This window comes from Cellulomonas soli (assembly GCF_052036975.1).
GTDB lineage: Bacteria > Actinomycetota > Actinomycetes > Actinomycetales > Cellulomonadaceae > Cellulomonas > Cellulomonas soli_A.
In genome coordinates this window covers 94,083-108,346 of record NZ_JBQIAR010000010.1, presented here as the reverse complement: position 1 = coordinate 108,346, position 14,264 = coordinate 94,083, and the positions used below count along the sequence as shown (strand labels likewise).

The following is a 14,264-nucleotide window of genomic DNA, read 5'->3' as shown; positions in this document are numbered from 1 at the left end:
GCTGCTCGCCGCTCACAGTCCCGCCACCTCCACCAGGGCGTCCTTGAACGCCGCCGTCTCCTGCGGTGTGCCGACTGACACCCGCAACCATCCTTGCGGCCCGACCTCGCGGATCAGCACCCCGCGGTCGAGCAGGCCCTGCCACACCGCACCGCGGTCGGCGAACGTCCCGAACAGCACGAAGTTGGCGTCGGAGTCCGCGACCTGCAGGTCGTGCGCACGCAACCATTCCACGAGCGCGTCCCGCTCGTCGCGCAGCGCGCCGACCTGCGCCATCAGCTCGGGGGCGTGCGCGAGCGCCGCCCGGGCCACGGCCTGCGTCACGGCCGACAGGTGGTAGGGCAACCGGACCACGCGCAGGGCGTCCACGAGGGCCGGCGCCGCCGCGAGGTAGCCCACCCGGGCGCCGGCCATGCCGAACGCCTTCGACATGGTCCGGCTCACCGCCAGGTGCGGGTGGTCGGCCAGCAGCTCGAGCGCCGAGGGCGTGCCCCGACGGCGGAACTCCGCGTACGCCTCGTCGACCACCACGACGCAGCCACCGGGCACGTGCCTGGCCGCCTCGAGGACCCCGAGGACGGTCTGGCGCGGCAGTGCCGTGCCCGTCGGGTTGTTCGGGCTGGCCAGCAGCACCACCGACGGGTGGTGCTCGGCGATCGCGGCACGGGCCACGTCGACGTCGAGGCTGAAGTCGTCCTCGCGGCGGCCGGCCACCCAGCCGGTCGACGTGTCACGCGCGTACTCGGGGTACATCGAGTACGTCGGCGCGAACGACAGCGCCGTACGCCCCGGACCGCCGAACGCCTGCAGGACGTGCAGCATGATCTCGTTCGAGCCGTTCGCCGCCCACAGCTGCTCGGGCGCCAGCGGCACCCCCGACTCGGCCAGCAGGTAGGCGGCCAGATCGGCCCGCAGCGCCGGGAAGTCCCGGTCCGGGTACCGGTTGAGGCCCGCGGCCGCCTCGGTGACCGCCGCCGCGATCGACGCCACGACCTGGGCGGACGGCGCGTACGGGTTCTCGTTGACGTTCAGCAGGCACGGCACGTCCAGCTGCGGGGCACCGTAGGGCTCGAGGCCGACCAGCTCAGGACGCAGCGGCAGCACAGGAGGGGTCAGTTCGGCGGTCACGAGCCGATCCTAGGTTCGCCGCACCGGTGCCTGCGGCGCCCGTTCAGAACCGCGCCTGCACCGCCTCGCCGTGGGCGGGCAGACCCTCGGCATCGGCCAGCGCGACGATCCGTCCCGCCACGGCCGACAGCGCGTCCGCGTCGTACTCGACGACCTGCACGGCACGCACGAACGAGTGCACGCCCAGGCCCGAGGTGAAGTGCGCGCAGCCACCGGTCGGCAGCACGTGGTTCGAGCCGGCCATGTAGTCACCCAACGAGACCGGCGAGTAGGGGCCCACGAAGATGGCGCCGGCACTGGTGACCCGCTCGGCAACCGCGGCGGCGTCCGCCGTCTGGATCTCCAGGTGCTCGGCACCGTAGGCGTTGACCACGGCCAGACCCGCCTCGAGGTCGTCGACCAGCACGATCGCCGACTGCCGGCCCGCGAGCGAGGTCTGCACCCGGGCACTGTGCCTGGTCGCGGCCGCCCGGTCGACCAGCTTGGCCTCGACCGCGCCGACCAGCTCGACCGACGGAGTGACCAGCACCGAGGCGGCCAACGGGTCGTGCTCGGCCTGCGAGACCAGGTCGGCGGCGACGTGGTCGGGGTTCGCGGTGCCGTCGGCCAGGATCGCGATCTCGGTCGGCCCCGCCTCGGAGTCGATGCCGACGACGCCCCGCACGAGCCGCTTGGCGGCCGTCACGAACACGTTGCCGGGGCCGGTGATGACGTCGACCGGCTCGCACAGGGTGTCCCCGTCGACCGGTTCGCTGCCCGCGGCACCGTAGGCGAGCATCGCGATGGCCTGCGCACCACCTGCGGCGTACACCTCGTCGACGCCGAGCAGCGCGCACGTGGCGAGCACCACGGCGTCGGGCAGACCGCCGTTGGCCTGCTGCGGGGGCGAGGTCACGGCCAGCGCACCCACCCCGGCCTCCTGCGCGGCGACCACGTTCATCACGACCGAGGACGGGTACACGGCCAGCCCCCCGGGCACGTACAGCCCCACGCGGCGGACCGGGATCCACCGCTGGCGCACCTGGGCACCCGGCGCCACCCGGACCGTGAAGTCGGCCGGTCGCTGCGCACGGTGCACCTGGCGCACCCGACGGATCGTCTCCTCGAGCGCAGCCCGCACCTGCGGGTCCAGGGCACCGACCGCGGCCTGCACGAGCTCGGCCGGCACCCGCACGTGCTGCGGGCGCACCCCGTCGAACCGCTCGGCCAGGTCCCGCAGCGCGGCGGCGCCTCGCGCCTGCACGTCGGCAAGGATCGGGGCGACGACGTCGGCGGCGTGCTCGACGTCGACCTCCGCCCGGGGAAGCTCGGCGAGCAGCTCACGGCGGGACAGCGTGCGACCGCGCAGGTCGATGCGGGTGATCACACGAGGAGTCTAGGCGCGCGGGACGAAGCCCACCGTCCGCGTCCGGCGCGCCCGTGGTCCTGGCAGGATGGTCGGGTGACCATCGTGCCGATCTCCGACGACTCCATCCGACTCGGGCAGTTCCTCAAGCTCGCCGGGCTGGCCGACTCGGGCGCCGATGCGCGGACACTGCTCGAGGAGGGCGAGGTACGGGTCAACGGCGAGCTCGACAGGCGCCGCGGCCGTCAGCTCCGCAAGGGCGACGTGGTGGAGGTCGACGACCCCCGCGGCTCGAACTCCGCCGAGGTGGGCTGACCCGGACCTCGCGCGGCGGCGGCCCCAGGGGCCTGGCGCACTGCGCTTCAGGCCGTGCGGCGGCGGCCCGGTATGCCGGGAGGAGCTCGGTGAAGCGGGCGTCCCAGTCGCAGGTTCGCCCCGGACCTCGACCTCGCTCGCCCGCTCACCCGGGAAGCACCACTCGACGGCGAACGACCGGGGCGGGTCGCAGGACCGCACGCCGCCGGTCGCGTTCTGGTTCGAGCCGGGATCGTCGGCGCCCATGCGGAGCTCGTACCGGCCACCCAGGACGAGCTCGCCGTAGACGGGCCCGAGCCAGCGCGCCAGCCTGCCCGGCGTCGTCACCACGTCCCAGAGGCCCGCCGGATCGGTCGGGTACTCGCGGCGGGACGTCACGGACGCATGACCGTCCAGTCGCAGCGCGCCGAGCGCGCTCCCCGCGGTGCGGCCGCCCGTCGCCGTGCCGTCGTCGAGCACGACCTGCATGCCGACGTGCAGCCCGACCTCGCCGCCTGAGGACCCGCTCAGGCCGACTGCAGGCAGCTCGGGCCGAGCAGCGCCTTGAGGTCCCCGTACAGCGACGGCGAACGTTCGACACGCAGGCCGTCCTCGAGTCGCATGACCGTGGCCCGACCCGGCTGCGTCAGCCGCAGGTGGACCTCGGTGACACCCGGGTGCGTCGAGAGCACCTCACGCAAACGCTCGACCACGGGGGGCGTGCACCGCCCGACCGCCAACGACACCACGACGGGCGCGTCGGCCGCCTGGGACACGTCGGGCAGCGACACCTCCATCGCCTGCAGCTGCATCTGGTCGTCACGCCGCCGCACACGGCCCCGGATCACCACGACGGCGTCCTCGGCCAGCACCGTGGAGTAGGCCAGGTACGTCTCACCGAAGAACATGACCTCGACGGCACCCTCCATGTCCTCGATGGTCACGGCGGCCCACGGGTTGCCCTGCTTGGACATCTTGCGCTGCAACGAGGTGATCAGGCCGGCCACCACGACCGTCGACCCGTCGGGGCGCGCCTCGTCGGCGTTGAGCGTCGCGATCGAGACGTCGGCCGCGGCCGACAGCACGTGCTCCAGCCCGGACAACGGGTGGTCCGACACGTACAGGCCGAGCATCTCGCGCTCGAACTGCAACCGCTGCTTCTTGTCCCAGTCGGGCAGGTCCGGGATCGTCACGGCGAACCCGGTGGCCTGGTCGTCTCCGCCCATGAGGTCGGCGAACAGGTCGAACTGGCCCTCCGCCTCCTTGCGCTTGACGCCGATCACGGAGTCGACGGCCTGCTCGTGCACCAGCAGCAGCGCACGACGCGGGTGTCCGAGGGAGTCGAAGGCACCCGCCTTGATGAGCGACTCGATGGTCCGCTTGTTGCAGACCACCGCCGGCACCTTGTCCAGGAAGTCGGTGAAGGACGTGAACGCGCCCTTCTCCTCGCGGGTGCGCACGATCGCGTCGACCACGTTGGCGCCCACGTTGCGCACCGCCGTCAGGCCGAACCGGATGTCGACGCCCACCGCGGTGAACAGCGCCGAGGAGGAGTTCACGTCGGGCGGCAGCACGGTGATGCCCATGCGGCGGCACTCGCCCAGGTACAGGGCTGACTTGTCCTTGTCGTCGCCGACCGAGGTCAGCAGGCCCGCCATGTACTCGGTCGGGTAGTTCGCCTTGAGGAACGCCGTCCAGTACGAGACCACGCCGTACCCGGCAGAGTGCGCCTTGTTGAACGCGTAGCCGGCGAACGGGACCAGGGTGTCCCACACCGCCTGGATCGCGGGCTTGGAGTACCCACGCTCGCTCATCCCCGCCTCGAAGGGCACGAACTCCTTGTCGAGGATCTCCTTCTTCTTCTTGCCCATGGCGCGGCGCAGCAGGTCGGCCTGACCGAGGGAGTACCCCGCCAGCACCTGGGCGGCCTTCTGCACCTGCTCCTGGTACACGATCAGGCCGTAGGTGCCGTCGAGCACCTCCGCCAGCGGCGCCTCGAGCTCGGGGTGGATCGGCGTGATCGGCTGCAGCCCGTTCTTGCGCAGCGCGTAGTTCGTGTGCGAGTTCATGCCCATCGGGCCCGGGCGGTACAGCGCGATGACGGCAGAGATGTCCTCGAAGTTGTCGGGGCGCATCTGACGCAGCAGTGCCCGCATCGGTCCGCCGTCGAGCTGGAACACCCCGAGCGTGTCGCCGCGGGCCAGCAGCTCGTACGTGGCCGGGTCGTCGAGCGGGATGTCCTCCAGCTCGATCGGTGCCTTGTCGTTGGCGACGATGTTGCGCAGCGCGTCGTCGAGGATCGTCAGGTTGCGCAGCCCGAGGAAGTCCATCTTGATCAGGCCGAGGCCCTCGGACGTCGGGTAGTCGAACTGCGTGATGACCGCGCCGTCCTGCGGGCGCTTCATGATCGGGATGATGTCGATCAGCGGCTCGCTGGACATGATCACGCCAGCCGCGTGCACACCCCACTGCCGCTTGAGGTTCTCCAGGCCGCGCGCCGTCTCCAGCACGCGCTGCGCCTCGGGGTCGGCCGCGACGACCTGCCGGAACTCCTCGGCCTCGGCGTAGCGCGGGTGCTCCGGGTCGTACATGCCCGACAACGGGATGTCCTTGCCCATGACGGGCGGCGGCATCGCCTTGGTGAGCTTCTCCCCCATCGCGAACGGGAAGCCCAGCACGCGCGAGGAGTCCTTCAGGGCCTGCTTGGCCTTGATGGTGCCGTAGGTGACGATCTGCGCGACCCGGTCGTCGCCGTACTTCTCGGTGACGTACCGGATGACCTCGCCGCGCCGACGCTCGTCGAAGTCGACGTCGACGTCGGGCCAGGACACGCGCTCGGGGTTGAGGAACCGCTCGAAGATCAGCCCGTGCTGGAGCGGGTCCAGCTCCGTGATGCCCATGGCGTACGACGCCATCGAGCCGGCGGCCGACCCACGGCCCGGCCCGACACGGATGCCCTGCTCCCTGGCCCAGCCGATGAAGTCGGCCACGACGAGGAAGTAGCCGGAGAAGCCGAGCTGGACGATGACGTCGGTCTCGTAGGCCGCCTGCGCGCGCACGTCGTCGGGCACGTGGCCCTTGTAGCGCCGCTGCAGGCCGCGCTCGACCTCCTTGATGAACCAGGAGTTCTCGTCCTCGCCCTCGGGCACGGGAAAGCGCGGCATGTAGTTCGCGCCGGTCGGGAACTCGACCTGGCAGCGCTCCGCGATGAGCAGCGTGTTGTCGCACGCCTCGGGCAGCTCGGCCCACGTGCGGCGCATCTCCTCGGCGGACTTCACGTAGTAGCCGTCGCCGCCGAAGGCGAACCGCGAACCGCCCTGGTCGTACGTGGGTTCGTCGAGCGTCGAGCCGGACTGGACCGCCAGGAGCACCTCGTGGGCGTGCGCGTCCTCCTTGCGCGTGTAGTGCAGGTCGTTGGTGGCCACCAGGGGCGCGCCGATCTGCTCGGCCACGCGCAGCAGGTCCTTGAAGACCCTGCGCTCGATGTCGAGCCCGTGGTCCATCAGCTCGACGAAGAAGTTCTCCTTGCCGAACAGGTCCTGCAGCTCACCGGCCGCGCGCAGCGCCTCGTCGTAGTGACCCAGGCGCAGGCGCGTCTGGATCTCGCCCGAGGGGCAGCCGCTCGTCGCGATCAGACCCTGGTGGTAGGTCTGGAACAGCTCGCGGTCCATGCGGGGCCACTTGCCCATCTGCCCGTCCAGCGAGGCCAGCGAGCCCATGCGGAACAGGTTGTGCATGCCCTGCGTCGTCTCGGACAGCAGCGTCAGGTGCGTGTAGGCACCGCGCGCCGAGACGTCGTCGGAGGCCTGGTGCGCCTCGCCCCAGCGCACGCGCGTCTGGTCGAACCGGCTGGTGCCCGGCGTGACGTAGGCCTCGATGCCGATGATCGGCTTGATGCCGTGCGCCTTGGCCTTCGCGTAGAACTCGTACGCGCCGAACAGGTACCCGTGGTCGGTGATCGCGATGGACGACTGGCCCAGGCGCTCGACCTCGTCGAGCAGCTCGCCGATGCGCGCGGCGCCGTCGAGCATCGAGTACTCGGTGTGCACGTGGAGGTGGACGAAGTCAGATCCTCCAGATGCCATGCCGGTCATCCTAAGCGGCCCGACCGACATGACCGGCCCGCCCGGCCCGGTCCGCGCGACCCCCGCGGCCCGACGTGCGTCACGTGCCGCGGGGGACGCGCACGAGCCTCAGCGGTAACCGTCGCCGAGCACCTCGAGGGCATGGGCGAGGTCGTCCGGGTAGTCGCTGGTGAGCTCGAGCCAGCTGCCCGTGCCCGGGTGCTCGAAACCGAGCCGCACGGCGTGCAGCCACTGGCGGGACAGCCCTACCCGCTGCGCCAGCGCGGGGTCGGCGCCGTACGCCAGGTCCCCGACGCACGGGTGCCGCAGCGCCGAGAAGTGCACGCGGATCTGGTGCGTCCGGCCCGTCTCCAGGTGCACCTCGACCAACGAGGCCGACGGGAGCATCTCCAGCACCTCGTAGTGCGTGATCGAGGGCTTGCCGTCGGCCACGACCGCGAACTTCCACTCCGCCGACGGGTGCCGGCCGATGGGGGCGTCGATGGTGCCCGTGGTGGGCTCCGGGTGCCCCTGCACGAGCGCGTGGTAGACCTTCTCGACGGTGCGCTCCTTGAACGCGCGCTTGAGCACCGTGTACGCGTGCTCGCTCTTGGCCACGACCATCAGACCCGAGGTCCCCGCGTCCAACCGGTGCACGACGCCCTGCCGCTCGGCCGCACCGGAGGTCGAGATGCGGTAGCCGGCCGCCGCCAACGCCCCGACCACCGTCGGACCCGTCCACCCCGGCGAGGGGTGAGCAGCCACGCCCACGGGCTTGTCCACGACCACCAGGTCCTCGTCGTCGTGCACGATCTGCATGCCCGGCACCGGCTCGGGGACCACCTCGACGGCACGCGGACGCACGTCGGGGATCTCCACCTCGAGCCACGCGCCCGCCGGCAGCCGGTCCGACTTCCCGACCGGGCGACCGTCGACGAGCACCCCGCCCCCGGAAGCGATCTCGGCGGCCCGGGTCCGCGACAGGCCGAGCAGCCGCGAGAGCGCCGCGTCGACCCGCTCACCGGCAAGACCGTCCGGGACCGGCAGCGCACGGGTCTCAGGCACGGGTCTCCTCCGCCCCGGGCGTCGCCCGGTCGTCCTGCACCGGGTCGTCCTGCACCGCTTCCGTGCGCCCCGGAGCCTCCTCGTCGGACGTCGAGGGCGCGACCGACGGCACGTCGTGCCCGTCCGACTCCCGGGCACCGTCCAGACCGACCCCGCGCAGCGCGAGGATCATGACCAACCCCGCGGCGGCCACGATGGCGATGTCGGCGACGTTGCCGATGAACCAGTTGCCGTAGGCCAGGAAGTCCACCACGTGACCGCGGGCGAAGCCCGGTTCGCGCCAGAAGCGGTCGACCAGGTTGCCGAGCGCTCCACCGAGCAGCAGGCCGAAGGCGAGTGCCCAGCCGAGGGACCCCAGCCGCCGCGAGGCCCGGATCACGACGACGACGACCACGCAGGCCACCACCGTGAGCACCCAGGTCATCCCGTTGGCCAGGCTCAGTGCGGCGCCGGAGTTGCGGATCAGCTGGAGCCCGAAGAGGTCGCCCAGCAAGGGCGTGCGGGTGCCCGGCTCCAGCGCCGACAGCGCCCAGGCCTTGGAGAGCTGGTCAGCCGCCAGCACCACGAGCGTGATCAGTGCGAACGTCAGCAGCAGCTGCCGTCGACGCCGAGGGCTGATGGCCGCGGCGTGGTCGACGACATCGCGTGATCCAGCCTCAGGGTCCGGCGCGGGCGCCGCAGGATCCTCGACAGGGTCCATCGGGGACGAAGAAGGCGCAGGGGAAGGCACCGCAGGAGTCTACGGGTGCCTCAGCGGCGCTCCTCGCGCTGCTTGCACTCGACGCACAGGGTCGCTCGCGGGAACGCCTGCAGACGCGCCTTGCCGATCGCACGGCCGCACGACTCGCAGGTGCCGTAGGCGCCGGCGGTGATACGACCCAGGGCGTGCTGCGACTGTGCGAGCAGGTCGCGCGTGTTGTTCACCAGCGTGAGCTCCTGCTCGCGCTCCAGCGCGCTGGAACCCGAGTCGGCCTGGTCGTCGCCGGCACCGTCGCCGGAGTTGCGCAGCAGCTCGGACAGCTCGGCGTCCGCGGAGGCGAGCTCACCGGTGAGCCGGTCGATCTCGGCCGTCAGCTCCTCGGCGATCTCCCGCACCTCAGCGCCGGTCCACGGCTCTTCTCCGTCACGGACGAGGAACTGCTGCGCGAGCTGGGCGACGTCCTTCTCGTCGAACGAGACGGTCACCGCCGGGCTCAAGGCGTCGTTGCTGGCCACGATCGTCCCCCTGTCCTCGAAGTCACGCGAATGTATGCGCCGCGGCGCCATGGCACAACTCACCACACCGGGTGAATCCGGTGCGGTGAGTCGTGCGAGGGTCGACCGGCTGCTCAGAGCCCCTGGGTGTCGCCCACGGCCTGCGCCTGACCCGACCGCGGGGGCAGGGCGTTACCGCGGTTGTCGAGGTCACCGAGGAGGTTCTCGAGGTAGCTCTTCAGACGGGTGCGGTAGTCACGCTCGAACACACGCAGCTCGTCGATCTTGCGCTCCAGCAGCGACCGCTCCTGCTCCAGCTGCCCCAGGGTGCGCTGCGAGGTCTCCTCGGCCTCGCGCACGATCCGCGTGGCCTGGGTCTTGGCCTCGCCGACGAGGCGGTCCGACTCCTCCTGGCCGCTGCGCACATAGTCGTCGTGCAGCTTCTGCGCCAGGGCGAGCATGCCGGTGGCCGACTCGGGCTCGGTGCCACGACCCGGTGCGGCGACGACGGGCGCCACCACGGGTGCGACCGGAGCCGCCATCACGGGGGCGGGCGCGGGGACCGGCTCGGGCACGGGCTCCGGCTTCGGCGCCGGGGCGGCCTGCTGGGCACCTGCACGGCTGAGCTCCGCGATCCGGCGCTCGGCCGCGGCCAACTTCGTCTTGAGGTCCTCGTTCTCGCCCTGCAGGTCACGCAGGGTGTTGACGACCTCGTCCAAGAAGTCGTCGACCTCGTCCTGGTCGTAGCCCTCGCGGAACTTCGTGGCCTGGAACTTCTTGTTCAGGACGTCGTCTGCGGTCAGCAGTGCCATCGTCGTCACCTCGGTTTGTCGAGCAGGGTCTGGCCGGCGGTGTTCACCGACCGCCTCGGCCCACCGTAGCGGAGATCGTGCAGCACGCACGCTCCCCACCACCGGGTCGCCGAGCAGGACACGGTCAGGTCCGGGCAATCTGCCCGAGCACCGACAACAGGATCGTGCAGCCCAGGAAGAGGACCATGAAGCCCAGGTCCAACCGCACCTGGCCGAAGCCCACGGGGGGCAGGACCTTCCTCAGGGCACGCAACGGTGGATCGGTCACGGAGTAGGCGACCTCGGCGATCACGAGGACCACACCCGTCGGCTTCCACTCCCGCGCGAACACCTGGACCCAGTCGATGACCAGGCGGATGAGCAGCAGGAGGAAGAACGCCCCGACGACGAGCTGGAGCAGGCCGGCGACAAGTCGCACCGATCAGCCCCGTCAGCTCTGGTTGAAGAAGCCGGCACGCACGACCGGCTCGGCCTGCTGGGGCTCGCCCGACACCTCGACGTGCGCGGGCGAGAGCAGGAAGACCTTGCTCGTCACACGCTCGATCGCGCCGTGCAGGCCGAAGATGAGCCCGGCGGAGAAGTCGACGAGACGCTTCGCGTCCGCGTCGTCCATGTCCGTCAGGTTCATGATCACCGGCGTGCCCTCGCGGAACGCCTCGCCGATCTTGCGCGCGTCGTTGTACGAGCGGGGGTGGATCGTGGTGATGCGACGCAGCTCACCGGTCGCGGGAGCCGCAGCGGCGACGGGAGCCGCCACCGGGGCGCTGCGGCGCAGCGGCGTGACCTGGGCCTCGTACTCGTGCGGCACCTCGACCTCCACCTCGTCGTACTCGTCGACGTAGTCCTCGTGCTCGACGCGGTCGTCGGCCAGGCCGAGGTACAGCATCGTCTTGCGAAGCGCTCCGGCCATCGCGATCTCCCATCCCCTCCGCCCCGGCCAGGACCGGGGTGACGGACCCCTCGGCCCCTCAGGTCATCACGACCTTGTCGGCACGCTAGCAACGCCATCGCGCGGACCCGGCCCGACACGCGGGCGTGTCGGGCCTTCGGCTGACGCCCGCAGCGCAGACATCACCCTCGACGACCCTCGCCGTCAGCCGAGGAGCCGGACGATCCCGGCAGACCGCCCGGTGTCCGCACCCGGCGCCCGCCGGTAGGAGAACAAGGAGTCGTCGGTGAACGTGTCACGTGCCACGTGCAGCACGTCCTGCACGCCCAGGTCCGCCAGCACGGACAGCACACCGGCAGGCAGGTCGAGCCCGGGCGAACCCCATCGCGTCGTGGCCCACGTGGCCGGCAGCCGGGCGGCGACCTCGTCGCGCAGGGCGGCGGGCACCTCGTACGACACCCCGGCGATCGAGGGGCCGACCGCGGCGCGCACACGACCCGGCTCGGCGCCCCGCGCGAGCATCGCGGACACCGCCGACTGCAGCACACCGGCGAGCAGACCGCCGCGGCCGGCATGCACCGCGGCGACGACCCCGGCCGATGCGTCGGCGAGCAGCACCGGCACGCAGTCGGCGACCAGCACACCGACCGCCACGTGCGCACTCACCGTCACCAACGCGTCGCCGACCCCGATGTCCACGGCGTCCTCGGCGCCCGAGGAGACCGATGAGGGCGAGACCTCGAGGGTGTGCGCGCCGTGCACCTGTGTCGCGAAGGCCACCGGCACGCCTGCCCAGGCGGCGACGCGCGCGCGGTTGCGCCGGACACGATCGGGATCGTCCCGCACCGCCGCGCCGAGGTTCAGGCTCGACCAGGGCGTGGGACTCACGCCGCCGGCACGGGTGGTGAACCCCGCCCGGACGCCGGGACCGAGGTCGACCTCGATCACCGGCGCGGGGGCGGGCCCCGGCTCGGGTCCGGTGCTCACCTGATCACTTGAGGAAGTCGGGCACGTCCAGCTCGTCCCGCAGGCGGTGGCCGTCGTCCTCGGGGAAGATCCGCGGGACCTCGAGGGCACCGGTGACGGGGGCAGGCTCGGGTGCGGCCGACAGGAACGCGGGCACCTCGGGCTGGGCCGGGGCGTGCGCGTGCAGGGGCGAGGGCACCGACGAGGCGGCGCCGTGCCCCGGCAGGTCCTCCGGGTCGACCACGGGGCGCGGGGTCGCGGCGCGCACGGCCGGGACGGCGGGTACGGACGGGACCTGGCGGGCGGCGGAGCCGGACACCTGGCCGAGGCCGCGCGCGTCGCGGCGCTGCACCGGCACCCCGCCGTCGAACCCGGCGGCGATGACGGTGACCCGCACCTCGTCGCCCAGCGCGTCGTCGATGACGGCACCGAAGATGATGTTGGCCTCGGGGTGCGCGGCCTCCTGCACCAGTCGCGCGGCCTCGTTGATCTCGAACAGGCCGAGGTCCGAGCCACCCTGGATGGACAGCAGCACGCCGTGCGCACCGTCGATGCTGGCCTCGAGCAGCGGCGAGGAGATCGCCAGCTCGGCAGCCTGCACCGCACGGTCGTCGCCGCGCGCGAAGCCGATGCCCATGAGCGCCGACCCGGCACCCTGCATGACGGACTTCACGTCGGCGAAGTCGAGGTTGATCAGTCCCGGGGTCGTGATCAGGTCCGTGATGCCCTGCACCCCCGACAGCAGCACCTGGTCGGCGGAGTGGAACGCGTCCAGCACGGACACCGAGCGGTCGGAGATGGACAGCAGTCGGTCGTTCGGGATGACGATCAGGGTGTCGACCTCGGCCCGCAGCGCCTCGATGCCCGTATCTGCCTGGACCGACCGGCGACGGCCCTCGAAGGTGAACGGGCGGGTGACGACCCCGATGGTCAGGGCACCGAGCGAGCGGGCGATGCGGGCCACGACCGGCGCGCCACCGGTGCCCGTGCCGCCGCCCTCGCCCGCGGTGACGAAGACCATGTCGGCGCCCCGCAGGACGTCCTCGATCTCCTCCTGGTGGTCCTCGGCCGCCTTCTTGCCCACCTCGGGGTCGGCTCCGGCACCCAGGCCGCGGGTCAGCTCGCGCCCGACGTCGAGCTTCACGTCGGCGTCCGACATGAGCAGCGCCTGGGCGTCGGTGTTGATGGCGATGAACTCGACACCCTTGAGGCCGACCTCGATCATCCGGTTCACGGCGTTGACGCCGCCGCCGCCGATGCCGACGACCTTGATGACCGCCAGGTAGTTCTGCGGAGCTGCCACGGTGGGTGCCTCTCGTTCTCATGCCGTCCCGGCAGGTGCCGGATGGTGCCGGGGACGCTGCCGAGGCAGCGGGTGCTCGTCCCCTCGTTCGCGGCGCGCCGTGATCGAGGCTTCGAACCTTCACCCTCAGGTTGAGGGTTATAGTTATGTCAGATCTGCTGTCGTCCGTGACGGTAGGTGCGCCCGGCCGCGCGATCAACGACCACCCCGCGCGTGTCGTCATCCGCCTGAGCGATCACCCGCGCGCGCACCACCGTCACCAGGTCACGCTCACCGCGTGATCGGCAACGTGGGAGCAGACACGTCGAACACCGTCGCCCCCGTGGTCGACGGTGACGCACGCAGAGCCGAGAGCACCGCGACCTTCAGTCCCGTGTCCTGCGCGCTCCCCCAGTCCACCCGCACACCGTCGCGCAACGTCATCGTCACCGTGTCCTGCGTCTGCGCCGACACGCCCCCGACCTGCGCCAGGAGATCGGCGGGCAGCTGCTCGAGCACCTCCAGGACCGCCCCGAGCGTCCGGGCATCACCCACCGGCACGTCCACGACCGGCAGACCCTCCGGGGCCGCATCGACACGACCCACCTGGACGCCCTCCATGTCGAGCAGCGCGAAGCCCGGCGCCTCACCCGCGCCCGCGGGCACCGCCGCCACCGGCTCGCGCGCCACCAGCACGACCTTCAGGCCGTGCGGCCACACGCGCGTCACCTTCGCCTCACGCACACCCGGCACATCCAGCACGTGGTCACGCAACGCGACGGTGTCCAACCTCGGCAGGGGCGTGCCGTCGTACGGCTGCACGGCCGCCATGACCGCGTCGACCGCGACCACAGCACCCGCACCGTCGACCACGACCTCGTCCACCTCGAGCGCCAGCACCGAGGACAGCAGCAGCAGCCAGACCAGCGCGCCGACCGCCGCCGTCCCGCCCACGACCGCGGCCACCTGGCGGCGGGCGAGCACGCGCCGCGCCCGCGCCCGCTCCGCGAACCGCTCGACGGACCGGGGTGAGACGACCGGCGGGCGCACCGGGCCCGCCCACGCCCCGCCCGTGACAGCGCCAGACGTCGTCCGCGACGTGCTGCGTCGAGGATCGACCAGCTCGCGCCGCGCCGCGCCGGCACCCGCAGCGGGCGGCGAGGCCTTGGCCGGCGCCGCCGGCGGGACGACAGGAGGCACGGCAGGCGGGACGGTCTTCGACGGC

13 protein-coding genes and 1 pseudogene are annotated in these 14,264 nt (G+C 72.0%); 1 reads left to right on the top strand and 13 read right to left on the bottom strand.

The window, feature by feature from the left end:
• Nucleotides 1–12: 12 nt before the first annotated feature.
• Nucleotides 13–1,128, bottom strand: coding sequence for a histidinol-phosphate transaminase (locus tag ACTHAM_RS12015; RefSeq protein ID WP_440687712.1), 1,116 nt, complete (start codon nt 1,126–1,128; stop codon nt 13–15).
• Between the two features lie 43 nt (nt 1,129–1,171).
• A complete protein-coding gene (gene hisD, locus ACTHAM_RS12010; protein ID WP_440687710.1) occupies nt 1,172–2,494 on the bottom strand; it encodes a histidinol dehydrogenase in 1,323 nt (440 codons plus the stop codon).
• A gap of 75 nt (nt 2,495–2,569) precedes the next feature.
• Here hisD and ACTHAM_RS12005 point away from each other — a divergent pair, with 75 nt between their 5' ends.
• The gene (locus ACTHAM_RS12005) at nt 2,570–2,788 is read left to right on the top strand and encodes an RNA-binding S4 domain-containing protein (protein ID WP_440687708.1); all 219 of its coding nucleotides are present in this window, start codon (nt 2,570–2,572) and stop codon (nt 2,786–2,788) included.
• Between the two features lie 135 nt (nt 2,789–2,923).
• On the opposite strand, the pseudogene ACTHAM_RS12000 reads toward ACTHAM_RS12005, so the two are convergent.
• The 11 genes and pseudogenes from ACTHAM_RS12000 to ACTHAM_RS11950 form a co-directional block, all read right to left on the bottom strand.
• Nucleotides 2,924–3,166: pseudogene (locus ACTHAM_RS12000) on the bottom strand (SRPBCC domain-containing protein); the annotation flags it as partial.
• A 128-nt stretch (nt 3,167–3,294) separates the two neighbouring features.
• The gene (gene dnaE, locus ACTHAM_RS11995) at nt 3,295–6,852 is read right to left on the bottom strand and encodes a DNA polymerase III subunit alpha (protein WP_440687706.1); all 3,558 of its coding nucleotides are present in this window, start codon (nt 6,850–6,852) and stop codon (nt 3,295–3,297) included.
• Between the two features lie 108 nt (nt 6,853–6,960).
• Nucleotides 6,961–7,896 (bottom strand): RluA family pseudouridine synthase, encoded by a 936-nt coding sequence (locus tag ACTHAM_RS11990; protein WP_440687704.1) that lies wholly within the window; start codon nt 7,894–7,896, stop codon nt 6,961–6,963.
• Nucleotides 7,889–8,596: a signal peptidase II gene (gene lspA / locus ACTHAM_RS11985; RefSeq protein WP_440687702.1), complete on the bottom strand. Its 708-nt coding sequence runs from the start codon at nt 8,594–8,596 to the stop codon at nt 7,889–7,891. The genes ACTHAM_RS11990 and lspA overlap by 8 nt, the downstream gene beginning before the upstream one ends.
• Before the next feature lie 50 nt (nt 8,597–8,646).
• Nucleotides 8,647–9,111: a TraR/DksA family transcriptional regulator gene (locus tag ACTHAM_RS11980; protein ID WP_440687700.1), complete on the bottom strand. Its 465-nt coding sequence runs from the start codon at nt 9,109–9,111 to the stop codon at nt 8,647–8,649.
• A gap of 113 nt (nt 9,112–9,224) precedes the next feature.
• Entirely contained in the window at nt 9,225–9,902 is a 678-nt protein-coding gene (locus tag ACTHAM_RS11975; RefSeq protein WP_440687698.1) for a DivIVA domain-containing protein, read from the bottom strand.
• Nucleotides 9,903–10,026: 124 nt separating this feature from the next.
• Complete coding sequence (locus tag ACTHAM_RS11970) at nt 10,027–10,320, bottom strand: YggT family protein (protein ID WP_440687696.1); 294 nt, start codon at nt 10,318–10,320, stop codon at nt 10,027–10,029.
• A 12-nt stretch (nt 10,321–10,332) separates the two neighbouring features.
• Nucleotides 10,333–10,812, bottom strand: a complete 480-nt coding sequence (locus ACTHAM_RS11965; RefSeq protein ID WP_440687694.1) for a cell division protein SepF — start codon at nt 10,810–10,812, stop codon at nt 10,333–10,335.
• Nucleotides 10,813–10,995: 183 nt separating this feature from the next.
• Entirely contained in the window at nt 10,996–11,778 is a 783-nt protein-coding gene (locus ACTHAM_RS11960) for a polyphenol oxidase family protein (RefSeq protein WP_440687692.1), read from the bottom strand.
• Nucleotides 11,779–11,782: 4 nt separating this feature from the next.
• On the bottom strand, nt 11,783–13,060 hold the full coding sequence (gene ftsZ, locus ACTHAM_RS11955) for a cell division protein FtsZ (RefSeq protein ID WP_440687690.1): 1,278 nt from the start codon (nt 13,058–13,060) through the stop codon (nt 11,783–11,785).
• A gap of 270 nt (nt 13,061–13,330) precedes the next feature.
• Entirely contained in the window at nt 13,331–14,239 is a 909-nt protein-coding gene (locus ACTHAM_RS11950) for a cell division protein FtsQ/DivIB (RefSeq protein WP_440687688.1), read from the bottom strand.
• Between the last annotated feature and the right edge of the window lie 25 nt (nt 14,240–14,264).